The sequence below is a fragment of the Pseudonocardia alni genome, assembly GCF_002813375.1.
Taxonomy (GTDB): Bacteria; Actinomycetota; Actinomycetes; order Mycobacteriales; family Pseudonocardiaceae; genus Pseudonocardia; species Pseudonocardia alni.
Genome location: NZ_PHUJ01000003.1, coordinates 262,793 through 283,528 on the forward strand (window position 1 = coordinate 262,793; position 20,736 = coordinate 283,528).

Below are 20,736 nucleotides of genomic sequence, written 5' to 3' on the forward strand. Positions count from 1 at the left end.
GCACGCGACTAGGCTCGTCGGCATGCCTGCCCGGACGCGACGTGAGGACCTGGTCGCGCTGCTGCAGGACTACGCGGGCGAGGCCGAGCTGCTCGGCCAGGAGTTCGCCGGGCGGCACCGGCTGCACCCCACCGACCTGCACGCACTGCTCGCGGTGATGCGCGCGGACTCCGCGGGCGAACCGCTGACCCCGGGCGTCCTCGGTGCCCGGCTCGGGCTGTCCACGGGTGCGACGACCGCGCTCGTCGACCGTCTGGAGCGCGCGGGCCACGTGCGCCGCAGCCGCGAGTCCACCGACCGGCGGCGGGTGACCCTGCGCCAGGCCGAGAACGCCGCCGAGGTCGGCGGGGCGTTCTTCGGCCCGCTCGGCGCCCGGATGGACGCCGTGCTCGCCGGCTTCGACGACGACGAGCTCGCCGCCGCGGCCCGCTTCCTCACCGCGATGAACGCGCTGGTCGCGGACTACCGCGCCGACCTCGCCGCCGGGCCGGCGCAGAAGTCCACGCCGGCCTGAGGGGTCACGCGTTCGCCGCCGCGGTGTCCAGGTACTCCGCGAACTTCCGGCGCGCGGCCTCGGTGCGGGTCGGGACGTGCTCGGTGGGGACCTCCACCGGGGTGTAGCCGCGCAGGATGCGCCGCGCGACGGACTCCTTGTGCACCTCGTCGGGGCCGTCGTAGATGCGCGCGGCGCGGGCCGCCCGGTACATCTGCTCCAGCGGCAGGTCCCCGGAGAAGCCCAGCGAGCCGTGCACCTGGATCGCGCGGTCGATCACGTCGTGCAGCACCCTCGCACCCCAGTACTTGATCATCCCGATCTCGATCCGGGCGTTCGAGGCGCCGACCTGGTCCATCGTCCACGCCGCGTGCAGGGTCAGCAGCCGCGCCGCGGCCATGTCCGCAGCGGACTGCGCGATCATGTCCTGCACCATCTGCTTGTCGGCGAGCCGCGTGCCGCTCGCCGTCCGCGACACCGCGCGCTCGCACAGCATGTCGAACGCCCGCCGGGACTGGCCCAGCCAGCGCATCGCGTGGTGGATGCGCCCCGGGCCGAGCCGCTGCTGGGCGAGCTTGAAGCCGTCGCCGGGGTTGCCGACCAGGTTCGTCGCCGGCACCCGGACGTCGCGGTAGAACACCTCGGCGTGGCCGCCGTAGATCTCGCCGCCGACGTCGGGGTGGTCCATCACCGGGATGTCGCGCGCCACGTCGACCCCCGGGGTGTCGGTCGGGACGACGATCATCGAGGCCCGCTGGTACGGGGGCGCGTCCGGGTCGGTCACCACCATCGCGATCAGGAAGTCCGAGCCGGTGGCGTTCGAGGAGAACCACTTGTGGCCGTTGATGACGTAGTCGTCGCCGTCGCGGACGGCCCGGGTGGACAGCATCGTCGGGTCCGCACCGGCGCCGGGCTCGGTCATCGAGAAGCAGGACCGCAGCTCACCGCGCAGCAGCGGGTGCATCCAGCGTTCCTTCTGCTCCGGCGACCCGCCGATCGCCAGCAGCTCGGCGTTGCCCGAGTCGGGGGCCTGGTTGCCGAACACCCCCGGCGCGTAGCGGCACTGGCCGAGGATCTCGTGCATCAGCCCGAGGGAGACCTGGCCGAACCCCCCGCCACCGAGCTCGGGGGGCAGGTGCGCGGCCCACAGTCCCTGCTCCTTGACCTGCTCCTTGAGCGGGGCGGTGATCCGGGCGAAGGTCTCCCGGTCCAGGTCGAGGGTCTCCAGTGGGATGATCTCGTCGCGGACGAAGCCGCGCATCCACTTCAGCTTCTCCTCGAACTCCGGATCGGTGCTGAAGTCCCACGCCATCGCGTCCGCCTCCCGACGAGCCTCGTTGCCACTGCGAACGTATCCCAGCCCGCCACGACGTGGACAGGGCCGCCGCCGAGCCGGTGGCCGACGGGGCCACAGCCGACAGGGCCGACGGTCGGTGGTGCCGGTGGTCGACGGAGCCGGTGGTCGGTAGCCGGCCGAGCCGGTGATCGACGATGCGCGCGCAGATCCGCGGCCCGCGCGCGTCCGGACGCGCGCGGGGAGCGGATCACCGCGCGGACGGTGGATCACCGTGCGGGCGGGATCACCGTGCGGGCGGGATCACCGTGCGGGCGGGATCACCGTGCGGGCGGGATCACCGTGCGGGCGGGATCACCGTGCGGGCGGGACCACCGTGCGGGCGGGACCACCGTGCGGGCGGGACCGTGCGCGGACGGCGGGTCACCGGGCGGGCGGGGGCGATTGCGTGCCCGGGCGCTGCCGGGGAGGCTCGGGGGATGACCGACGAGGCTCCCGTCCCCGTCCACCCGGCGGGTGTCCCGGCCGACCTGGTGGACCTGTCCTACGAGCCGCTGACCCCCACGGCGTTCCTCGACCGGGCCGCGGCGGCGCACGGCGACCGGGTCGCGGTCGTCGACGGCGACCTGCGGTTCACCTACACCGAGTTCCGGGACCGCTGCCGGCGGCTGGCGGGCTCGCTCGCCGCGCTGCACGACGGGCGCCCGGTCGCGGTCCTCGTGCCGAACACCCACGTCGGGCTGGAGGCGGCGCACGCGGTCCCGTGGTCGGGGACGGCGCTGGTCGCGGTCAACACCCGGCTGTCGGCGGGCGAGGTCGCCTACATCCTGGAGCACTCCCACGCCTCGGTGCTGGTGGCCGACCCGGTGTTCGACGACCTCGTCGCCGAGGCCGTCGCCCGCCTCGACACCCCGCCGCACACGGTGCGGGTCGGCCCGGACTACGAGCGCCTCGTCGAGGAGGGGGAGCCCACCGCGGTGCGGCCCGCCGACGAGCGCGGCCTGCTGTCGATCAACTACACGTCCGGGACCACCGGGAACCCGAAGGGCGTGATGTACCACCACCGGGGCGCCTACCTGCAGGCGCTGGCGATGGTCGGCCACACCGGGCTGACCGCGTCGTCGGTGCACCTGTGGACGCTGCCGATGTTCCACTGCAACGGCTGGTGTTTCCCCTGGGCGGTCACCGCGGCCGCCGCCACCCACGTCTGCCTGCCGAAGGTGGAGCCGACCCGCATCTGGGAGCTCGTGCGCGAGCAGGGCGTCACCCACCTCAACGGCGCCCCCACCATGCTGTCGATGATCGCCTACGCGCCGGAGGCCGGGCCGGTGGGGACCCCGGTGGCCGTCGCGACCGGGGGAGCACCGCCGAGCCCGGCGATCCTGCGCCGGATGGCCGAGCTCGGGTTCGAGGTGACCCACCTCTACGGGCTCACCGAGACCTTCGGCCCGGCGATGATCTGCGACTGGCGTCCGGAGTGGAACGACCTCGACGCCGACGCCCGGGCCCGGATGAAGGCCCGCCAGGGCGTCGGGAACATGATCGCCTGCGCCGTCCGGGTGATCGACGACGACGGCGCCGACGTCCCCGCCGACGGGGAGACGACCGGCCAGATCGCGTTGCGCGGCAACAACGTGATGCTCGGCTACCTCGACGACGAGCAGGCCACCCGTGACGCCGCGCCGGACGGCTGGTTCCGGACCGGCGACATCGGCGTCATGCACCCCGACGGCTACGTCGAGCTCCGTGACCGCTCGAAGGACGTGATCATCTCCGGTGGGGAGAACATCGCCAGCGTCGAGGTGGAACAGGCCATCGCCGACCACCCGGCCGTGCTGGAGGTCGCGGTGATCGCCGTCCCCGACGAGCGGTGGGGCGAGGTCCCGGCCGCGTGGGTGACCCTGCGCGAGGGCGAGAGCGCCACCGAGGACGAGATCGTCGAGCACGTGCGCGGGCGACTGGCGCGGTTCAAGGCCCCCAAGCGGGTCACCTTCGCCGAGCTGCCGAAGACCTCCACCGGGAAGATCCAGAAGTTCGTGCTGCGCGAGGAGGCGTGGGCAGGGGAGGAACGCCGGATCCGCTAGCGGTGACGTGCCCCCGCGGGAGACGGCGACCAGGTCAGGGCGGGTCGGCCACCGGCGCGTCCCGCCGTACCAGCGACAGGGCCGTCTCATCGCCCATCGGCACCCGGTGGGCCCGGGGGTGGTGACCCGCCTCGGTCACCACGAGGACCACGTGCGTGCCCGGCGCCACCCGGGCGCCGTCCACCGGGACGGCGAGCCGGCCGTCGGGTCCGGTCACCGCCCGGGCCAGCTCGGCGCCGCCGGCGTCGATCACCGTGCCGACCGCTCCGGCCAGCGGCCGCCCGCGGCCGTCCCGGACGATCCCGCGCACCACGGGTGGGACGCCGCGCATCCGACCGTCGGCGTGGGCGTCGACGGGGGAGCCGACCGCGGTGTCGGGATCCGCGGTGACCCGAGCCGGCCGTCGTTCGGCTGCGGCGAGCACGAGCGCGAGGAGCGCGGCGACGACCGCCGACCCCGCCAGGAGCACCCACCCGGCCCGGACCGAGCCGAACTCCGACGGCAGCCCGGTGGTGTGCACGCCGATCACCGAGACGAGCAGGGCCACGCCCAGCACGGACCCGACCTGGCGGGCGGTGTTGATCAGCGACGAACCCGAACCCCACTGCGGTGCGGGCAGCGCGGAACCGACCACGGACGAGAGCGTGGGCAGGATCAGCCCGACGCCGAGCCCGGTGAGCAGCTGCCCGGGGAGCATGCCTGCGGCGTAGTCGGGCGTGAGGCCCAGGTGGGCCAGCCACCAGACGGGCCCGGCCGCGAAGGCGAGGGCCCCGAGTGCCGCCGTCGCACCGGTCCCGATCCGCGCCGACAGCCGACCGGCGAGCCTCGATACGACGACCACGACCATCGGCCCCGGTGCGAGGGCCAGGCCCGCGAGCTGCGCCGTCCAGCCCCAGGTCCCGGTCAGGTAGAGCACGTTCACGACCAGCATCCCGGCGAACCCGCACGTGAAGGCCACCATCGTCAGCGCGGCGAACCCGACGGCCGGCACCCGGACGACGGCGAGGTCCAGGGCCGGGACGGCGTGCCGCCGCGACCGCAGGACGACCGCGACCAGGCCGAGGACCGCGATCCCGCCGGCGGTGAGGACCTCCGCCGAGCGCCACCCGTGATCCGGAGCGCGGACCAGGGCGAAGGCGAGCGCGCCGATGCCCACGACCAGGGCCAGTGCGCCGAGCAGGTCGGGCATCCCGGTCGGTGCGACGTCCGGCTCGCGCAGTACCCGCGCCCCGGCCAGCAGCGCCGCGACCCCGACCGGGACGTTCACCAGGAACACCCAGTGCCACGACGCCTGCACGAGCAGCCCGCCCAGGGGTGGGCCCAGCGCCGCGGCGACCGCGCCGATCGAGGCCCACGCGCCGACGGCGCGGCTGCGGTGCTCGGCCGGGTACGCGGCGAGCAGCAGCGACAGCGAGGTGGGCATGACGAACGCCGCCCCCACGGCCTGCACCGCCCGCGCCGCCACCAGCAGCCACACGGTCGGCGCCACCGCGCACGCGACCGACGCGAGCGTGAACACGGCGAGCCCGGTCAGGAGGATCCGCTTGTGCCCGAAGCGGTCGCCGAGCCGCCCGGCGAGGGCGAGGAACGCCGCGAACACCACCGTGTAGCCGTTGAGGATCCACGACATCTGCCCGAGGTCGGTGCCGGGGAACGACGCGCGGATGTCGGGGAAGGCGATGTTGACGATGAACAGGTCGAGGCTGGACAGGAACGCCGCCGCCGACGTGATCAGCAGCACGGCACCGGGCCGGGGCGCGGTCATGGGTGTCCTCTCGTGACGGACCGATCGGTCCGACCCGGCGTACGGGCAGGTGGGACGGGTGCGACGGGTCGTGGGGTCAGGCCCCGACGAGGTGCCGGGTGAGCCGCACAGCGGTGTCGGCGCCGCGCCGGACGTCGGCCGGGTCGCGGTGGGCGGCCTGCATGAACAGCCCGTCGACGAGCAGGCAGAGCTCGTCGGCGAGCCGGCCGGGGTCGTCGGTCCCGAGCTCGCCGACCAGTCCGTCGATGATCGCCCGAACGTCCGCCAGGTGTTCCCGGGCCAGGACCGCGGGTGTGTCGGCCCCGGCGGCGGTGTCGGCGGCGTCGGTGGTACCCGCGGCGTCGTCGGCGGGGGTGTCGTCGGGGAACTCGACGAGGTAGTTGCGGAAGGCGCAGCCGCGCGAGCCCGTGCGGGTCACCAGGTCGCCGAGCTCGCCGACCAGCGCGACCAGACGGGCGCGCGGGTCGTCGCCCGCCGCGTCGAGGGCCCGGTGGATCGCGTCAGCCCGGCGCTCGCGGACCCGGGCGAGGTAGCCCGCGACCAGGTCGTCCTTGGTGGTGAAGTGCTGGTAGAGCAGGTTCTTCCCGGTGCCCGCCTCGGTGATGATCCGGTTCATCCCGATCGCGCGGACCCCGTGCGCGTAGAACAGCCGCGACGCGGTCGCGAGGATGCGTTCCCGGGTGCCCGGGGCGGGCGTGCGAGCCATCCGGGCATGGTAGCGGACCGATCGGTCCGAGCGTGCTGCCGTGCCGGGGGTGGCTGGTCCCGGCCCCGGAGCCGGCATCAGGGCCGGCTCGCGGCGGCGCCGTCGAGGGGGACCGGCGCGCCGCGCTCGGCCCACAGGCGCTCGCCCGGGGTCCCGGGGCCCGGTGGGCGCAGCCCCTGGATGAGCCAGAGGTCACGGGAGGTCTCGTCGACGTGGAGCTCCCAGTCCAGGGACCGCTCGGCCATGAAGGGGGTCAGCAGGTCGCCGACCCGATCGACCAGGCGGTCGCGTGCGGACGCGTCGGGCAGGGTCCGGGCGATGTGGTCCACCTGGATCCGCACGAACCGCTCCCGGGGTGCCCCGCCGATGAACAGCGCGCCGGGCGCGGCCGACTGGTACACGACGCCGACGTAGAACGGCGGCAGCATCGGGTAGATCCCCGTGATGCCCTCGGCCAGGGTACGGCGGTCGTCGGGGCCGAGGCAGTCTGCGCTGTGGTGGACGGTCCAGAGGGGCATGGGGCGCCTTCCGTCGGTGCCGGGTCGGGTCGACGATAGCGGACCGATCAGTCCCGGACCAAGCGGTCCGATTCGTGCGGAGGCGTCCCCGGCGGGCGGTCCACCGGGAGACCGGGGGAGGGGCGGTCAGGACAGCGCGCTCAGCGAGCGCCACTCGTCCCAGGGGATCGTCCAGTCGTAGAGGTCGCCGTCGCGGGCGGTCAGCGGCTGCGAGCTGCCGGTCACCTCGACCGGGTCGCCGAACACGGCGCCCGCGAAGAACTCCTTCGCGTCACGGGTGGAGAGGTTGATGCAGCCGTGACTGACGTTGCGGTTGCCCTGCGCCCACGACGACGCGGGGTTGGCGTGGATGAACTCGCCGTTGTTGGAGATCCGGACCGCCCAGAACTGGGGTTCGTCGACGTAGCCGTAGTCGGGGTTGCTCATCAGCACCTTCTCCGACCTGGCCATGACCACATGGATGCCGGAGCGGGTCACCCGGCGCGGGTCGGACTCCAGGCCGTAGGAGGCGTCGTAGCGGGCGACCTCCGTGCCGTCGCGGACGACGACGATCGCGTGGCTGCGGGTGTCGGCCTTCACGATCTGGCTGCGTCCCACGGTGAAGGCCCGGTCCAGGTCCTCCGTCATGAAGGTGCCGTCGCCCAGGTCGAGCCCGCGCAGCGCGCCCCGCACGCGGACCTGCGTGTGCGCGGGCCAGTAGGCCTTCGGCCGGTAGTGCACCCGCGAGCCCTCGGCGGTGTCGGGCAGCCACGCCCAGGCGCCCTCGACCTTCCGCGACGCGGTGACGCTCAGCGCCCGCTCGACGGTGGCCTTCGCGGCGTCGGGGAGCTTCTCGCCGAAGGTGAGCACGACCGGGGCGCCGATGCCGACCTCGCCGCCGTCGCGGATGTTCATGGTGGCGTCGACGGTGTCGTCGGGGTCGACGGTGGTGAACGGGGCCGGGGGCACCGGGCGCCGGTCCTGCGGGCCCAGCACCCAGCTGCCCGACCAGTGGTAGGTGGTGGCGAGGTCCAGCGGCTCGGTGGCGGTCCAGCTGCGGCCGTCGGGGGACAGGGTGCCCGCGACGGTGACCGGCCCGTCGTCGCCGTCGGCGGTGAGTGCGACGCCGTCGAGGGTCCCGGTGCTGACCTCGGTGCGGACCGGGCTGCGCGGGGCGACCGGGGCACCGCCGGCCGGGACGCTGGTGAGGACCTCGGGGACGGGGGGTGCGGGCGGCACGGCCGGGGCCGGACGGAGGCGGTCGACGGCACCGGCGAGGTTGCGGGCCAGCGAGTCGACGCCGCCGCCGACGGTGTCGCCGATCCGGCCGCCCGCCATCGCGGCGGTCCCGCCCGCGAGCAGGACCACCAGTGCGACCAGCGAGGTCGCGAGCACCGCCCAGGTGCGGCGGTGCACCGAGCGTCGCCGCCGGCGTGGGGTGTGGCGCCCACGCGAGTGCTCCCAGGACCTCGACATGCCGAGGATCATGGCTCGCATGTCACCCACACGGGCGGTGCGACACCCCGACGACATGTGATCGTTGCCCGGGCGCGTCCGCGGCGGCGGCGTGACAGGGTTCCGCCATGAGCTACGACGTCGCCGCCGTCCGCAGCCGTTTCCCCGCCCTGCGCGCCGGGATCGCCCACTTCGACGGGCCCGGCGGCTCCCAGGTCCCCGACTCCGTCGCCGGGGCGGTGGCCGCCGCCATGACCTCCCCGCTGGCCAACCGCGGGACGGTCACCAGCGGTGAGCGCGCCGCCGACGCGATCGTGCTCGGCGCCCGCGCCGCGACGGCCGACCTGCTCGGCGCGGACCCGCGCGGGATCGTGTTCGGGCGCAGCATGACCGCGCTGACCTTCGACCTCGCCCGCACGCTGGCCGCGACCTGGTCGCCGGGCGACGAGATCGTCGTGACCAGCCTCGACCACGACGCGAACATCCGCCCCTGGGTGGGGGCCGCGCAGGCGGCCGGGGTGACGGTCCGGTGGCTCGACTTCGACCCCGCCACCACCGAGCTCGACGACGTGACGCCGCTGCTGTCCGACCGCACCCGGCTCGTCGCGGTGACCGGGGCGTCGAACCTGGTCGGGACCCGCCCCGACCTGCCCGCGATCGCCGCAGCCGTGCACGCCGCCGGGGCGCTGTTCATGGTCGACGGCGTGCACCTGACCGCGCATGCTCCGATCGACCTCGCCGCGACCGGCGCCGACTTCTACGCCTGCTCGCCCTACAAGTTCCTCGGCCCGCACTGCGGGGTGCTCGCCGCCGACCCGGCGCTGCTGGAGACCCTGCGCCCGGCGAAGCTGGCACCGTCGAGCGACGCGGTGCCCGAGCGCTTCGAGCTCGGCACCCTGCCCTACGAGCTGCTCGCCGGGACCACCGCCGCCGTCGAGTTCCTCGCCGCGCTGGACCCGTCGGCGACCGGGGACCGCCGGGCGCGGCTGCAGGCGTCGATGGCCGCGGTGGAGGAGCACGAGCGGCCGCTGCGCGAGCGCATCGAGACCCACCTCGCCGCCCTGCCCGGGGTCACGGTGCGCTCCCGGGCGGCCCGGCGGACCCCGACCCTGCTGGTGACCTTCGACGACCGCGACGCCGCCGACGCCTACCGGCACCTGGCGGAGCGACGGATCGCGGCGCCCGCCTCGTCGTTCTACGCGCTCGAGTGCTCGCGGCGGCTCGGCCTGGGGGACACCGGATCCCTGCGGATCGGGCTGGCCTGCTACACCGACGACGCCGACGTCGACCGGCTCCTGGACGGGCTCTCCGACTTCGTCGGGGCCTGATCCACATATGTGAGACTGTTCAGGTGACGCGTTCTCGGTGGGTCTTCGCGGCCCTGCTCGCACTGTCCCTCGTCGCCGGGTGCTCGGCACCCGCCGCGGCACCGCGGGCCCCCGGTGGGACCGGCGCGGCGGCACAGGACTGCGTGCCCGGCGCCGCATCCGCCCCGGACGGCACGGTCGCCTTCAGCCACGCCACCAACGTCACGATCACCGGCGGCGACGGCTACCGGGTCCTGACCGTCCGCACGCCCTTCCCGGGAGGGCAGCCGCAGTCGGTCGTGCTCGTCGGCTGCGGACAGGGCGACCCGGCGCTGCCCGCGGCGCTCGCCGGGGCCCCGGTGGTGCACACCCCGGTGAGCGGGATCTTCGCCGGTTCGACCACCCAGCTACCGATGATCACCGAGCTGGGTGGGCTCGACCGGATCACCGGCGTCGGCGGGGCCGCGCTGGTCACCGACCCGGCCGTGCGCGGTCGCGTCGAGTCCGGTGCCGCCGTCGACTTCGCGCCGAACGCCACGATCGACGCCGAGGCCGTCGTCGCCGCCGCGCCACCGGTCGTGCTGTCGGCGGGGACCGACGACCCGGCCTTCCCGGCGCTGGCCGCCGCCGGGATCCCGGTGGTCGGCTGGGCGGACTACCTGGAGACCGGTCCGCTCGGCCAGGCCGAGTGGATCAAGGTCGTCGGCGCGCTGACCGGGCAGGACGCCCGCGCCGCGGAGGTCTTCGACGGCATCGCGGGCCGCTACACCGACCTCGCCGGTCGTGTGCGCGGTCTGCCGCCGACCCCGATCGTCGCCGGGCAGCCCTACCAGGGCACCTGGAACGTCCCGGCCGCCGAGTCGACCGCGGGCATCCTGTTCCGCGACGCCGGCGCCACCTGGCTGGGCGCCGGGATGCCCGGCACCGGCACCCAGGCGCAGTCGCTGGAGCGGGTGCTGGCCGACGACGGCGACGCCCGCATCTGGCTCGCCGACGGCCCGTTCGCCTCGACGGCCGACGTCGCGACGCTCGACCCGCGGCTGTCCTCGCTCACCGCGGCCCGCCCCGGCGGGCAGCTGTGGACCCGCGACCGGGCCACCACCGCCGACGGCGGCAACGCCCTCTACGAGCGCGGCGCGCTCCACCAGGACGAGATCCTCGCCGACCTCGTCGCGATCCTGCACCCGCAGGCCCTGCCCGGGCACGCGTTCACCTACTACCGGCAGGTGCCCGCCGGATGAGGCAGGCCGCACCGGCGTCGCCCGCTCCGGCGCCCCGGGCCCCGGACCGGGCCGGACAGCGCTCGGGACGCCGGGCGCCGCTGGTCCTGGCGCTGCTCGCCGCCGGTGTCGTCGTGCTGTTCGCCCTCGCCGTCTCGACCGGGTCGGTGGTGATCGGGCTCGACCGGACGCTGTCGGCGCTGCTCGGCATCGGCACCCCCGACGTCCGTCTCGACCTGCTCGTCACCGACCTGCGGGTGCCGCGGGCGGTGACCGCGACGGCCGTCGGCGTCGGGCTGGGCACCGCGGGGCTGCTCACCCAGACCCTGTTCCGCAACCCGTTGGCCGAGCCCTACGTGCTCGGGGTCAGCGCCGGGGCCGGGCTGGGCGTCGCGCTGGTGACCACGCTCGGCGCGGCCGCGGGGACCGCCGCGTTCGCCACCGGCGGGCTCGGCGCCGCACCGGTCGTCGGGGGTCGGCTCACGACCGTCGCGGCCGCGGCGGTCGGTGCCGCCGCCGTGCTCGCGCTGGTGCTGGCACTGTCGCGGTTCGCCCGGTCGGTCACCGCGCTGCTCGTGATCGGCGTGATGCTGGGGTCGGCGGTCACCTCGGTGGTCAGCCTGCTGCTGGTCTGGACCGACCCGCGCACCGCGCAGCAGTACCTGATGTGGGGCCTCGGCTCGGTGTCCGGCGTCGGTCGCGGCGAGCTGCCGGTCCTCGGCGGGATCGTCGCGGCCGGGCTGCTGGCGGTGGTCGTGCTGGCCAAGCCGCTCGACGGGCTGTTGCTCGGCGACGACTACGCCCGCACCGCCGGCGTCGACGTCGCCCGGGTGCGGCTGGCCGTGCTGGGTGTCGCCGCCGTGCTCGCCGGGGCGGTCACCGCGTTCTGCGGGCCGATCGGGTTCCTCGGCATCGCCGTGCCGCACCTGGCCCGGATGGCGGTCGGCACGGCGCGGCACCGGGTGCTCGTCCCGGCCACCGCCCTGACCGGGGCGCTGGTCGGGCTGGCCTGCGCGGTCGTCGCGAACCCGCCGGGGCTGGGCACGGTGATCCCGCTGAACGTGGTGACCTCGCTGGTCGGGGCGCCGGTCGTGATCGCGGTGCTCCTGCGCTCCCGACGCCTGGGCGCGGCCTGGTGAGCGCCGGGCTGGTGCTGTCCGGGCTCGACGTCGGGTACGCCGAGGGCGGGGCGCTGCGCCGCGGCCGGGTGCGCCCGGTGCTGTCCGGGGTGGACGCCGTCGCCGCACGGAGCGAGCTGACCGTGCTGCTCGGGGCGAACGGCGCGGGCAAGTCCACCCTGCTGCGGACCCTCGCCGGGCTGCTGCCCGCGCTGGGCGGCACGGTCACCCTCGACGGCACCGACCTGCTCGGGCTGCGAGCACCGGAACGGGCCCGCCGGGTCGGGGTGGTGCTGACCGACCGGCCGGACCCGGGGCAGCTGACCGGCCGCGACGTCGTCGAGCTGGGGCGGCTGCCGCACACCGGCGCCACCGGCGTGCTCACCGCCGGCGACGAGGCCGCCGTCGACGCCGCGATCGACGCGGTCCGCGCCGGCCCGCTGGCCGGCCGCCCGCTGGCCCGGATGTCCGACGGCGAGCGGCAGCGGATGATGGTCGCCCGCGCACTGGCCCAGCAGCCCTCGCTGCTGCTGCTCGACGAGCCGAGCGCGTTCCTCGACGTCTCCTCCCGGGTCGCGCTGCTCGGGACGCTGCGCCGGCTGGCGGGGGAGCAGGACCTCGCGGTGCTGTTGTCCACCCACGACCTGGAGCCGGCACTGCGTCTGGCCGACCGGGCCTGGCTGCTCGACGGCGCGGGCGCGCTGCACACGGGGACGCCCGGTGAGCTGGCAGCCTCCGGGGCGGTGGGGGCGGCGTTCGACACCGACGAGCTGGCCTTCGACGCGCCCACCGGCACCTTCCGCCTCCGCACCCCAGGGTGACCGCGTCCGCGCCGCCCTTCCCGCACCCGGCCGCGCCGCCGGCGCCACCGCTCCCGGCCGCCCGGGAGGTACCCGGTCCGACGGCGGGCGGCCGCCGCCCCACCGGACCCGCGCCGCACGGCGTCCGACCGCACCGCACACCTCCGGACATGGGCGGCGGGACCGGAACCTGTGCGACGCCGCGGGTGTGCCGCGGGTGCGGGGCCGGAGCGCGGGATGAGTCGGAGCTGCGGAACGGACGCCGGACAGTGGTGTGGATCACTCGGATGGCGTCGTGACCAGCGGATGCGGGCCGGTCGTGCACGACCGGCCGCGCCGACGGCGCGGCGCCCGGTCCCGGTACCGCAGCCCGGTCGGGATGTCCGTGGCGTCGTCGGGCACGACACGACCCGGAGTCGCTAGGTTCGCGCCGGACGCGCCGCCCGTCCGGGTGCGCGCATCGGAACACGAGGAGATGCGATGACGCACGCCGCGAGCGCGGCCGAGCTCGAGTCGCTGCTGCTGACCCGGTCGCTCGACGACCCGGAGCTCGCCGCGGCCACCGAGCGGACCCCCGACATCCGGGTCCTGCCCGACGTGTCCGTGGTCAAGGTCGGCGGGCAGAGCTTCATGGACCGCGGCCGCGAGGCGGTGTTCCCGCTGGTCGAGGAGCTGCTGGAGGCCCGGTCCGCGCACCGGCTGCTGATCGGCACCGGCGGCGGCACCCGTGCCCGGCACGCGTACTCCCTGGCCGCCGGGCTCGGCCTGCCCACCGGTGTGCTCAGCTCGGTCGGCAGCGCCGTCGCCGGGCAGAACGCCACCATGCTCGGCTACCTGATGGCCCGGCACGGGGTGCCGGTCGTCGCCGGGGGCGGGTTCGACGCACTGCCGCTGTCGCTGTCCGAGGTCCGCGCGGCGATCTTCGCGGGCATGCCGCCGTACGCCATGTGGCAGCCGCTGCCCGACGAGGGCGTCATCCCGCCCTACCGCACCGACGCCGGCTGCTACCTGGTCGCCGAGACCTACGGCTGCAAGAACATGATCTTCGTCAAGGACGAGGACGGTCTCTACACCGCGAACCCGAAGAACGACCCGTCGGCGACCCTGATCCCCGAGATCACCGTCGACGAGCTCATCGAGCGGGACCTGCCCGACCTGATCGTCGAGCGCCCGGTGCTGGAGCTCATGCGGCACGCGACGCACGTCCGCTCGATCCAGATCGTCAACGGTCTCAAGCCCGGCAACCTCACCCGCGCGCTCGCCGGCGAGCACGTGGGCACGATCATCACCGCGGGAGACGCCCGATGAGCACCACCCACCCCAAGGACGTCGAGTCCCCGCTGGCCCGCCAGACCCTGCTCGACCGCGAGCAGGTCCGCCCCGTCGACCAGCAGCAGCCGGTCATCCGGATGCTGCCCCGCCTGCGCGTGGTCGTGCTCGGCGGCCGCTCGATCGTCGACCGCGGCCGCGACGTGCTGCTGCCGCTCGTCGAGGAGCTGCGCGCCGCGATCTCCGGCGACCCGCTGCTGATCGCCACCGGTGCCGGGATCCGTGCCCGGCACGCGCTCGGCGTCGGCCTCGACCTGGGCCTGCCGACCGGTGCGCTCGCCGAGATCGCCGGCCGTGAGGCCGAGCAGAACGGGCACCTGGTCGCCGCGCTGCTCGCCGAGCAGGGCGTCGCCTACCTCGGGCACGACACCGTCGCCCACCAGCTGCCGGTGCACCTGGCCGCGTCGAACGCCGCCGTCACCAACGGCTACCCGCCCTACGGCGTGCACGAGCTGCCGACGGCGGCCGGGAAGATCCCGGCCCACCGCACCGACACCGGCGCGCTGCTGCTGGCCGACGCGTGGGGCGCCGCCTCGCTGACCTACGTCCGCGACGTCGGCGGCGTGCTCGACGGGGACACCGTGCTCCGCGAGGCGTCCGCGGCCGACCTGCTCGCCGACGCCGCCCGGACCCTGCCGATCGACCGGGAGGCGCTGCGCACGCTGCAGCGCGCCCGCCACGTCCGGTCGGTGCAGATCGTCGACGGGACCGTCGCCGGGAACCTGACGAAGGCCCTGGCCGGGGAGCACATCGGGACCGTCGTCTCGGCCTGACCTCCGAGGACGGGATCCGTCCGGGTCCGGTGCCACGGTCGTGTCGTGGCGCCGAACCCGTTCCCCGTCCCGCAGGCGGAGATCGACCGCCTGCACGCCCGACTCGACGACACCGCCGGCCCGACGTACCGTCCGGCGCCGGGTGGTCCTACGGCGTCCCGCCCGACCGTCTGCGCGCGCTCGCCGACCACGGGCGGCACCACGTCGACCGACGGGCGGTGGAGGAGCGGCTGGCCGCGGACTCCGTCGTCGTCGACGACCTCCGGGCGTTCGCCCACTCCCTCGGACCCGAGTCCGGCGATCGATCAGTACCTCAGGGCGGTCGCGTGACGGGGGGACAGCGCTGAGGTACTGATCGATGTCGGCGCGGCCGGGAGCCGGCGAGCGCAGCCCGGGCGGCGCCGGGGCGGGGTCGGGCAGCCGGGCCTCAGCCCACCGGGACCGGCGGGACCGGCGGAGCGGCACCGGGCTCCGTGCGTCGCCGCCGTCGCCGACCCGCGACGAGTGCGGCGCCCGTCAGCAGCACCAGCCCGGCGACGGCCGCCACGAACGGCACCGAGGCCGGGTCCCCGCCGTAGGCGCCGATCGTCACGAACGCCACCGCCGAGGGCGCCACCCCGAGCACCGACCCGGCCAGGTAGTCGCGCAGCCGGATCGCGGTCAGCCCGCAGGCGTAGCTGAGCACCGGGAACGGGATCACCGGCAGCAGCCTGCCCCCGGCGACGGCCCACAGCCCGCCCCGGCGCAGCCGCGCGTCGAGACGGCGGATGCGGGCGCCGCCGATCCCGGCGACGACCTCGCGGCCCAGCGTCCGCGACAGCACGAAGCCGATCAGCGAGCCCACGGCGACGGCGGTCATCGTCGTCGCCAGGCCGACGGGCAGGCCGAACAGGACCCCGGCGGCGATGCCCATCACGGTCGCTGGCGCCGGGACCAGGGTGAACCCGACGAACAGCAGGGTGAACAGGACCGGTGCCGCCCAGCCCGCGGACGCCGTCGTCGCACGGACGCCCTCGACCGTCGGCCAGCCGGTGACCAGCAGTACCGCGGAGCCCGCGGCCACCAGCGTCACCAGCAGCACGGGCCGCCACCATCGGGCCACCGTCGACCACCTCCACCCGGGTCTACGAGTACGGGTACCCGCGGGGTTCGGGTGAGCACCGGCACGGACCGGTGAACGGCGACCGGTGTGCGGCGGACGACGGTGTCCGGTGTGACACAGTCTCGGCCTGATGAGACGTCCGGCGCGCACCCGCACCCTGCTGGGGTGGATCGCCGTCGCGTTCGTCGGGGCGTGGATCGTCGGGACCGTCACGCTGATCGCGGCGGCGGGGGAGCGCGGTGCTGACGACCGGGCCGCGCTCTACGAGCGGGGCGAGGCCGCGCTGCGGACCCCCGACGGTGGCGGTGCCCGGTTGCACGAGCTGCTGCTCGACGCCCCGGACCGCGGTTTCGTCGACGACTACGTCGAACGCCTCCAGGCGGCTGGGTCGCCCGCCGTGCTGCCCACCGGGCCGGACCGGGTCGAGGTGCGCTCGGGACCGGTGCTGGTGACGCTGTCGGTCACCGAGGAGGCGGGCCGCTGGTACTTCAGCCTCCTGCCGCCCGGGGAGCGGGAACCGGGCTGACCACCGGGCGCCACCACGGCGTCCGCGACCGGGGCGCCGGCCCGGGGCCCGCCGCGACGACGACACCGGGGAACCCGGTCAGCAGCCGCGGCACCGCGCGGCGCAGCCGTCGCACGGCGGCGGCGCCGTCGACGTCGTCGAGGCGCGCCTGCAGGAACAGCCCGCCCCCGTGGCGCGCGGTCCGCACCCGGGACAGCTCGGGCAGCGTCCGCGCCAGCACACGCAGTTCACCCGCGGTCAGCGGACAGCCGGCGACGACCACCGTCGCGGTGAAGGGGCGCGTCCCGTCGTGCTCCGAGCTCATGGAGTCCCCTACGAGCGGAGCCCCCGTCCGGATGCGGTCCCGGCCGGGAGATACCCACTTCTCATGACGCCGGGACCTGGGGTTACTCCGTCCGCAGCAGCTCCGTGACGTCCGTCCGGAACTGCATCGCCCGATAGGGCCAGTTGGTCGTGGTGTTCCACTGGCTGACGACCAGGTGCAGGTCGTCGAGCGTCGAGCCGGGGACGACGTAGCCGCCGTAGAGCTGTGCGACGCGGCCGGTGGCGTGGTCCTCGTCGTCCCAGCCGCAGCCGGTGAGCACCGTGGTCCGCGGGGCGCGGTGCAGGTCGGCGTCCGGGCGGTCGAGCAGCAGTGTGTCGATCCGGTAGTTCCCGGCGTCGAAGACGGTGAGCAGCAGGTGCTCGCGACCGTCCGGGCCGGGCACCCGGCGCAGGTTGAGCTCGCCGAACGCGCCGGGGAGGGTCAGCGTCGGCGGGTTGCCCCAGTCCCAGCGCTCCCCGGCGAAGCCCCACGGCTCCCACGCGTCGCGGTCGGTGATCCGGTCGGCGGGCACCCGGTGCAGCAGCAGGCCGTCGCGGCGCTGGAAGCCGGTGGTGTAGGCGTAGACGTAGCCGTCGCCGCCGTCGCACCAGGTCAGCTGCTGGAACAGGCCGTCGTGGTGGTCGCCGGGCCAGTCGCAGCCGGTCCGCTCCCAGGTGACGCCGTTGTCGCGGGAGGCGACGATCTCGCTCCACAGCACGTTGCCGAGGCCCTTGTTGGCCATGACGTGCAGGTACATCGTGTCGCCGACGGTGATGACGTCGGCCGGCAGGATCGTGGTGACGCGCCGGTGCAGCCGGAACCAGTTCGTCGCCGGCTTGCTGACCAGGCGGCAGGCGTAGTCGGCCGCGTCGCCGCCGGAGCCGGTCCAGCGCAGGCCGCCGCGGACGTCGTCGGGGTCGGCGAACAGCACGACCGGGGAGCGCCAGCCGGGCCCGCCGACACCGGCCCGGTCGAAGGTGTCGCCGAAGACGGCGACCAGGCGCCCGTCCGGGGCGGTGGCGAGGATGCCGAGGTCGGTGCCGCCGATCCCGAACCGGTCGGTGTACCCGGGCCCGGTCAGGTCGGCGATCTTGGTCGTGACGGCCATGGCGCGACCCTACGGGCGGTACCGCGTGATCGCGTCGCGGGTCGCGGGCAGTGCGAACACCTCCGCGAAGGTGTCGACGCTCGCGTCCACCGAGCCGGTGATGCCCTGCTCGCGCCAGGTCTCGAGCAGCTCCTTCTGGGCCGACAGGACCTCGCGGGTCGGGGCGAGCAGCGTCGCGACGAGGTCGTCGACGGCGGCGTCGAGCCCGGCGGGGGAGTCGACGAGGCGGTTCACCAGCGGCGCCGTCCCGGGCTCGTCGATCCTGTGGACACTGCCGGTCAGGACCATCTCCTGGGCGAGCGCGGCACCGACGTAGCGGGGCAGCAGCGCCGCGTCGACCACCGACGGGATCCCGAGGCGCACCTCGGGCAGCCCCACCCGCACCCCGGCGTGGGCGACGCGCAGGTCGCAGGCCAGCGCCAGCTCGAACGCCGCACCGAGGCAGGCGCCGTTCAGCCGGGCGATCGTCGGTACCGGTGCGGTGCGCACCGCGCGCAGGCAGGTCGCGAGCCGGGTGATGATCGCGCGACCGTCGCCGGGGGCGGCGTCGCGGAACACGTCGAGGTGCATCCCGGCGCCGAACGCGCGGTCCCCGGCCCCGGTGACCACCACGACCCGCACCCGGTCCGGGAGGTCGGTGACGGCCGCGGTGATCGCGTCGACGTCGCCCGTGTGCAGTGCGTTGGCGGCCTCGGGACGGTCCAGGGTGACGGTCCGGACCGCGCCGTCGTCGTGCACCCGCGGAGTCCCCATCAGTGCACTGTCCACGGTGGCGGGGCGGTGTGTGGGGGGCGTCGCCGCAGCACCAGGACCAGCACCAGCAGCACGATCGCGCCGACGCCGGCCGCGACCGTCGTCAGGATCGCCAGGATCAGCGGGGCGATCCCGGCCGCGGCGACGACCAGCGCGACCCCGATCCCGCGTGCCCCCGGCGCGGCCGACAGCGTGACGGTGCCCGGCTCGTCGACCTCGAACGACCCGATCAGGAAGCCGGAGCGGGCACCGACGGAGTAGGTCTCGTCCATCGTCGCCGGGACCAGCGGCATGGGGCCGGACGGGCCGGTCACCGTCGGCAGCGCGTCGGCGGAGCCGTACCCGCTGCGGGTCTCCAGGTACACCCAGCGGGTCCCGGGCCCGGTGACCGCGACGGGACCGCCGGTGGTCGCGGGGACGGCGACGTCCGCGGGCAGCCCGGCCCAGCGCACCCAGGACAGCAGCGCCAGGAGCGCCAGCACCGCGACCGCCGCTCCGCCGATCCACCGCCATCCCCGGACCACGACGATCATCGGACCACAGCGGCGGCCGCGACGACAGGTCCTACCGGGCGGCCGCCGCGGCCACCGCGTCGGCGAACACCTGCGGCGCCTCGACCGGGACGAAGTGCCCGACGCCGTCGACGGGGGTGACGGTCACGTCGGTGAAGAACTCCCCGACCCGGTCGGACCAGTCGCGCGGGAACAGCGGGTCGTGCTCGGGCCACAGGAACGTCGTCGGGACGGTGACGCGGTCGGCCGGGTCGGGCGCGGTCTCGGCGAGCGAGCGGGCCACCGCGCCGCCGCCGGAGCGGTACCAGTTGATCGACGCGACGAACGCGCCCGGCGCCCCGTACGCGACGGCGAGGTGGTCGAGGCGCCCGTCGTCGGGGGTGAACCCCGGGCCGGACCAGTGCGACCAGAAGTGGCGCAGGTACGCGCGGGCGGCACGGGCGTCGCCGTCGACGAGCTCGCGGGCCAGGTCGAGCTGGTGGAAGGACTGGTACCAGAACTCGCGCACCGGCTGCTCCGCGAGGATCCGCCGCCCGACCCCCGGCGCGGGCGGGGTGACCACGAGCGCGCGCAGCAGGTCGGGCCGGTCCTTCGCGACCTGCTGGCCGACGCGGCTGCCGACGTCGTAGCCGGCGACGACCACATCGGACAGGTCCAGCTCGCCCAGCAGCGCGGTCAGCGAGCGCGCCTGCGCGGCCGCCGAGTACTGCTCGGCCGGGTCGCGGTCGTGCGAGTCGGACCCGCCGAACCCGCGCAGGTCCGGGACGACGACGTCGTGCGCGGGGGCCAGCCGCTCGGCGACGGCGGTCATGTCCGTCCGGTCGCCCGGCCAGCCGTGCAGCAGCAGGACCGGCGGCGCGCCGGGCTCGCCGTTGCGGTCGTAGGCCAGTCGGAAGCCGTCGGTCGTGGCGGACAGTGGCATCGCGGGGATCCTCCAGGATCGTGGGACGGGCGGCTCGGTGTACCGAGAAATGATGATGGGGCGCCCGGGTCGCGACGGCGATACTCGCGCGTGTGAGTGAGCGCCGGAACCCCGACGTCGAGGTCGACTGGGACGACCCGGAGACCCCCACCCCGGGCTGGATGGGGTTCCTGCTGGCGCTGTGGCTGCTGCTCGCGCTCGCGTGCGGGTGGTCCGCCGTCGACGACCTGCGCCTGGCCAGCGGCGCGGTCGGCGCGCCCGGGGTCCTGGAGGTCACGGACTGCACCGACCTGGGGGAGGGTCGCTACGACTGCAACGGCCTGTTCCGGCCGGACGCCGGCGGTGACCCGATCGCCGTCGACGCCTCGCCGGACTCGTCGGCCGGGGAGGTCGTCGCGGCGCAGCTGACCACTGCCGGTGACCGTGCGGTGCCCACCGGGACGACCGGGGTGCTCGCCGCACTGACCCTGCCGTTCCTCGGCGTCGCCCTGCTCGGCTACCTGCCCTGGACGACGGCGGTGGTGCTCGGCACCCGGCGCGGCCGCCGCGGGCTCGCCGTCCTCGGGCACGTGGTGACGCTCGTCTTCGGGACCGCGACGACTGTCGGCCTGGTCCTCTCCTGACCCGTCCGGTCGAATTGTCGGGCCGTAACGGTTACCGTTCGCCGA

The 20,736-nt window shown here is 75.4% G+C and carries 21 protein-coding genes; 10 read left to right on the forward strand and 11 right to left on the reverse strand.

What is annotated here, in order from left to right:
• Positions 1-22: 22 nt before the first annotated feature.
• Complete coding sequence (locus ATL51_RS02430; protein WP_062395807.1) at positions 23-514, forward strand: MarR family winged helix-turn-helix transcriptional regulator; 492 nt, start codon at positions 23-25, stop codon at positions 512-514.
• 4 nt (positions 515-518) lie between these two features.
• Here the strand turns inward: ATL51_RS02430 and ATL51_RS02435 are convergent, their stop codons facing one another.
• Positions 519-1,805: an acyl-CoA dehydrogenase family protein gene (locus ATL51_RS02435; protein ID WP_073574570.1), complete on the reverse strand. Its 1,287-nt coding sequence runs from the start codon at positions 1,803-1,805 to the stop codon at positions 519-521.
• A gap of 461 nt (positions 1,806-2,266) precedes the next feature.
• Here ATL51_RS02435 and ATL51_RS02440 point away from each other — a divergent pair, with 461 nt between their 5' ends.
• Positions 2,267-3,871: an AMP-binding protein gene (locus ATL51_RS02440; RefSeq protein WP_167409945.1), complete on the forward strand. Its 1,605-nt coding sequence runs from the start codon at positions 2,267-2,269 to the stop codon at positions 3,869-3,871.
• Positions 3,872-3,905: 34 nt separating this feature from the next.
• Here the strand turns inward: ATL51_RS02440 and ATL51_RS02445 are convergent, their stop codons facing one another.
• From ATL51_RS02445 to ATL51_RS02460, 4 genes are all read right to left on the reverse strand, one after another.
• Complete coding sequence (locus ATL51_RS02445) at positions 3,906-5,636, reverse strand: MFS transporter (RefSeq protein ID WP_100877514.1); 1,731 nt, start codon at positions 5,634-5,636, stop codon at positions 3,906-3,908.
• 76 nt (positions 5,637-5,712) lie between these two features.
• A complete protein-coding gene (locus ATL51_RS02450) occupies positions 5,713-6,342 on the reverse strand; it encodes a TetR/AcrR family transcriptional regulator (protein ID WP_157818200.1) in 630 nt (209 codons plus the stop codon).
• A gap of 77 nt (positions 6,343-6,419) precedes the next feature.
• On the reverse strand, positions 6,420-6,860 hold the full coding sequence (locus tag ATL51_RS02455; protein ID WP_100877516.1) for a tautomerase family protein: 441 nt from the start codon (positions 6,858-6,860) through the stop codon (positions 6,420-6,422).
• Positions 6,861-6,986: 126 nt separating this feature from the next.
• Positions 6,987-8,315 carry a L,D-transpeptidase gene (locus ATL51_RS02460; protein WP_100880431.1) on the reverse strand — a complete coding sequence of 443 codons (1,329 nt, stop codon included), beginning with the start codon at positions 8,313-8,315 and terminating at the stop codon, positions 6,987-6,989.
• Between the two features lie 107 nt (positions 8,316-8,422).
• On the opposite strand from ATL51_RS02460, the gene ATL51_RS02465 reads away from it, so the two are divergent.
• The 6 genes from ATL51_RS02465 to ATL51_RS02490 all read left to right on the forward strand — a co-directional run bounded on the left by ATL51_RS02465 (position 8,423) and on the right by ATL51_RS02490 (position 14,841).
• Positions 8,423-9,622: a cysteine desulfurase-like protein gene (locus ATL51_RS02465; protein ID WP_100877517.1), complete on the forward strand. Its 1,200-nt coding sequence runs from the start codon at positions 8,423-8,425 to the stop codon at positions 9,620-9,622.
• A gap of 23 nt (positions 9,623-9,645) precedes the next feature.
• Positions 9,646-10,842 carry an ABC transporter substrate-binding protein gene (locus ATL51_RS02470; protein WP_100877518.1) on the forward strand — a complete coding sequence of 399 codons (1,197 nt, stop codon included), beginning with the start codon at positions 9,646-9,648 and terminating at the stop codon, positions 10,840-10,842.
• Positions 10,839-11,960: a FecCD family ABC transporter permease gene (locus ATL51_RS02475; RefSeq protein ID WP_100877519.1), complete on the forward strand. Its 1,122-nt coding sequence runs from the start codon at positions 10,839-10,841 to the stop codon at positions 11,958-11,960. Before ATL51_RS02470 ends, ATL51_RS02475 begins: the two co-directional genes overlap by 4 nt.
• Positions 11,957-12,760 (forward strand): ABC transporter ATP-binding protein, encoded by an 804-nt coding sequence (locus tag ATL51_RS02480; protein ID WP_208622897.1) that lies wholly within the window; start codon positions 11,957-11,959, stop codon positions 12,758-12,760. The genes ATL51_RS02475 and ATL51_RS02480 overlap by 4 nt, the downstream gene beginning before the upstream one ends.
• Positions 12,761-13,219: 459 nt before the next feature.
• On the forward strand, positions 13,220-14,047 hold the full coding sequence (locus ATL51_RS02485; protein ID WP_100877520.1) for an amino acid kinase family protein: 828 nt from the start codon (positions 13,220-13,222) through the stop codon (positions 14,045-14,047).
• The gene (locus tag ATL51_RS02490) at positions 14,044-14,841 is read left to right on the forward strand and encodes an amino acid kinase family protein (protein WP_100877521.1); all 798 of its coding nucleotides are present in this window, start codon (positions 14,044-14,046) and stop codon (positions 14,839-14,841) included. The genes ATL51_RS02485 and ATL51_RS02490 overlap by 4 nt, the downstream gene beginning before the upstream one ends.
• 427 nt (positions 14,842-15,268) lie before the next feature.
• Here the strand turns inward: ATL51_RS02490 and ATL51_RS02500 are convergent, their stop codons facing one another.
• On the reverse strand, positions 15,269-15,943 hold the full coding sequence (locus ATL51_RS02500) for a TVP38/TMEM64 family protein (protein ID WP_139282722.1): 675 nt from the start codon (positions 15,941-15,943) through the stop codon (positions 15,269-15,271).
• Between the two features lie 130 nt (positions 15,944-16,073).
• On the opposite strand from ATL51_RS02500, the gene ATL51_RS02505 reads away from it, so the two are divergent.
• On the forward strand, positions 16,074-16,469 hold the full coding sequence (locus ATL51_RS02505) for a hypothetical protein (RefSeq protein WP_073574577.1): 396 nt from the start codon (positions 16,074-16,076) through the stop codon (positions 16,467-16,469).
• Here ATL51_RS02505 and ATL51_RS02510 read toward each other — a convergent pair.
• The 5 genes from ATL51_RS02510 to ATL51_RS02525 all read right to left on the reverse strand — a co-directional run bounded on the left by ATL51_RS02510 (position 16,432) and on the right by ATL51_RS02525 (position 20,068).
• Positions 16,432-16,773, reverse strand: coding sequence for a hypothetical protein (locus ATL51_RS02510; RefSeq protein WP_073574578.1), 342 nt, complete (start codon positions 16,771-16,773; stop codon positions 16,432-16,434). The two genes, ATL51_RS02505 and ATL51_RS02510, sit on opposite strands and share 38 nt — an antisense overlap.
• Positions 16,774-16,855: 82 nt before the next feature.
• The gene (locus ATL51_RS02515; protein ID WP_100877523.1) at positions 16,856-17,881 is read right to left on the reverse strand and encodes a DUF4185 domain-containing protein; all 1,026 of its coding nucleotides are present in this window, start codon (positions 17,879-17,881) and stop codon (positions 16,856-16,858) included.
• A gap of 9 nt (positions 17,882-17,890) precedes the next feature.
• Positions 17,891-18,634 carry an enoyl-CoA hydratase/isomerase family protein gene (locus ATL51_RS27970; protein WP_157818201.1) on the reverse strand — a complete coding sequence of 248 codons (744 nt, stop codon included), beginning with the start codon at positions 18,632-18,634 and terminating at the stop codon, positions 17,891-17,893.
• Positions 18,634-19,167, reverse strand: coding sequence for a hypothetical protein (locus tag ATL51_RS27975; RefSeq protein WP_157818202.1), 534 nt, complete (start codon positions 19,165-19,167; stop codon positions 18,634-18,636). The genes ATL51_RS27970 and ATL51_RS27975 overlap by 1 nt, the downstream gene beginning before the upstream one ends.
• A 31-nt stretch (positions 19,168-19,198) precedes the next feature.
• Positions 19,199-20,068: an alpha/beta fold hydrolase gene (locus ATL51_RS02525; RefSeq protein WP_100877525.1), complete on the reverse strand. Its 870-nt coding sequence runs from the start codon at positions 20,066-20,068 to the stop codon at positions 19,199-19,201.
• A gap of 92 nt (positions 20,069-20,160) precedes the next feature.
• Between ATL51_RS02525 and ATL51_RS02530 the strand changes: the two genes are divergently transcribed.
• Positions 20,161-20,691 carry a hypothetical protein gene (locus ATL51_RS02530; protein WP_100877526.1) on the forward strand — a complete coding sequence of 177 codons (531 nt, stop codon included), beginning with the start codon at positions 20,161-20,163 and terminating at the stop codon, positions 20,689-20,691.
• Positions 20,692-20,736: the final 45 nt, after the last annotated feature.

What these genes read in the sequence shown, in the direction of transcription:
- ATL51_RS02430 (WP_062395807.1), top strand. Translation starts at nt 23, where the DNA reads ATGCCTGCCCGGACGCGACGTGAGGACCTGGTCGCGCTGCTGCAGGAC.
- ATL51_RS02455 (WP_100877516.1), bottom strand. Translation starts at nt 6,860, where the DNA reads ATGCCCCTCTGGACCGTCCACCACAGCGCAGACTGCCTCGGCCCCGAC.
- ATL51_RS27970 (WP_157818201.1), bottom strand. Translation starts at nt 18,634, where the DNA reads ATGGGGACTCCGCGGGTGCACGACGACGGCGCGGTCCGGACCGTCACC.
- ATL51_RS02485 (WP_100877520.1), top strand. Translation starts at nt 13,220, where the DNA reads ATGACGCACGCCGCGAGCGCGGCCGAGCTCGAGTCGCTGCTGCTGACC.
- ATL51_RS02465 (WP_100877517.1), top strand. Translation starts at nt 8,423, where the DNA reads ATGAGCTACGACGTCGCCGCCGTCCGCAGCCGTTTCCCCGCCCTGCGC.
- ATL51_RS02475 (WP_100877519.1), top strand. Translation starts at nt 10,839, where the DNA reads ATGAGGCAGGCCGCACCGGCGTCGCCCGCTCCGGCGCCCCGGGCCCCG.
- ATL51_RS02445 (WP_100877514.1), bottom strand. Translation starts at nt 5,636, where the DNA reads ATGACCGCGCCCCGGCCCGGTGCCGTGCTGCTGATCACGTCGGCGGCG.
- ATL51_RS02510 (WP_073574578.1), bottom strand. Translation starts at nt 16,773, where the DNA reads ATGAGCTCGGAGCACGACGGGACGCGCCCCTTCACCGCGACGGTGGTC.
- ATL51_RS02435 (WP_073574570.1), bottom strand. Translation starts at nt 1,805, where the DNA reads ATGGCGTGGGACTTCAGCACCGATCCGGAGTTCGAGGAGAAGCTGAAG.
- ATL51_RS02450 (WP_157818200.1), bottom strand. Translation starts at nt 6,342, where the DNA reads ATGGCTCGCACGCCCGCCCCGGGCACCCGGGAACGCATCCTCGCGACC.
- ATL51_RS02440 (WP_167409945.1), top strand. Translation starts at nt 2,267, where the DNA reads ATGACCGACGAGGCTCCCGTCCCCGTCCACCCGGCGGGTGTCCCGGCC.
- ATL51_RS27975 (WP_157818202.1), bottom strand. Translation starts at nt 19,167, where the DNA reads ATGATCGTCGTGGTCCGGGGATGGCGGTGGATCGGCGGAGCGGCGGTC.
- ATL51_RS02505 (WP_073574577.1), top strand. Translation starts at nt 16,074, where the DNA reads ATGAGACGTCCGGCGCGCACCCGCACCCTGCTGGGGTGGATCGCCGTC.
- ATL51_RS02460 (WP_100880431.1), bottom strand. Translation starts at nt 8,315, where the DNA reads ATGTCGAGGTCCTGGGAGCACTCGCGTGGGCGCCACACCCCACGCCGG.
- ATL51_RS02490 (WP_100877521.1), top strand. Translation starts at nt 14,044, where the DNA reads ATGAGCACCACCCACCCCAAGGACGTCGAGTCCCCGCTGGCCCGCCAG.
- ATL51_RS02525 (WP_100877525.1), bottom strand. Translation starts at nt 20,068, where the DNA reads ATGCCACTGTCCGCCACGACCGACGGCTTCCGACTGGCCTACGACCGC.
- ATL51_RS02515 (WP_100877523.1), bottom strand. Translation starts at nt 17,881, where the DNA reads ATGGCCGTCACGACCAAGATCGCCGACCTGACCGGGCCCGGGTACACC.